This window comes from Stenotrophomonas sp. P5_B8 (assembly GCF_054049855.1).
Map to the genome: position 1 here is coordinate 1 of NZ_JBFULO010000750.1, position 996 is coordinate 996.

The following is a 996-nucleotide window of genomic DNA, read 5'->3' on the forward strand; positions in this document are numbered from 1 at the left end:
TTCCTACTCCCTTCCATCCTCACAGCCCCCGTCTCCATCGGTAGTCCGCCCCACTACCCGTCCATCGCCGTTGCCGTTGCCCTCCCAACCGCACCCGTAACGTCTGCGGGGTGGGGCTGGGTGGGTTGGCGGGACCGTCAGGCGCCATGGATGGCGCCTGCGAGCCYCCATGGACGGRTTCACGGCGTGTCCCGCCAWCCCACCCAGCCCCACCCTCCCCCAGCAACCCGGAAGCCGCGCTGGCTCCGGCCCTGGCTCCGGCCCTGGCTCCGGCCTTGGCTTTGGCCTCGAAAAAAACAATCCAACCCCCACACCCACTACCCTTTACAACACCGACCTCAACGCCGGCACAACCACCATACGCCGTAGTATGCTTTGACCCACGCAGCACCCGCCCAAGGATTGCGCCCATGCACCACCGCCTCCGTACCGCCCTCACCGTCGCCCTGCTCGCCGGCACCGCCCTGGCCCTGGCCGCCTGCAACAGCGGCGTCGTCAAGCGCGTCTCGCCCCCGGCCGCCAGCGTCCAGCAGCTCACCGTACGCGCCGACGGCGGTTGGGATATCGCCCTGCGGCTGCAGAACTTCAGCTCCATGCCCATGACCTTCGACAGCGTCAGCCTGACCCTCAGCGTCGGCGACGAAGCGGCCGGYACCCTCACCACCCGCCCCGCCCTGTCCATCGGTGGCGTCTCCGCCGACGTCATCAACGTGCAGCTGCAGCCCAGCTCCAACGCCCGCCTGGTCGTCGCCGATGCCCTCGCCGGCAACCGTACCCTCGCCTACGCGCTCAAGGGCACGGTCAGCGCCACCCCGCAGGAAAAGAAACAACGCAGCTTCGACGTCGACAACCACAGCACCCTCAACCAGGCCCCCGGCCTGCCCGGCGTGCTGCGCTGACCGGCGCACTTCCCGTATCCCTTTGCACCTGATCGAGACCTGACGATGAGCAGCTACACCGCACCGCTTTCCGATATCCGTTTCGCCCTGCATGACG

1 protein-coding gene is annotated in these 996 nt (G+C 68.1%); it reads left to right on the forward strand.

Annotated features, from left to right (window positions below):
• Positions 1–410 precede the first annotated feature (410 nt).
• Positions 411–899, forward strand: coding sequence for an NDR1/HIN1-like protein (locus ACXJKH_RS21215; protein ID WP_457322333.1), 489 nt, complete (start codon positions 411–413; stop codon positions 897–899).
• Positions 900–996: the final 97 nt, after the last annotated feature.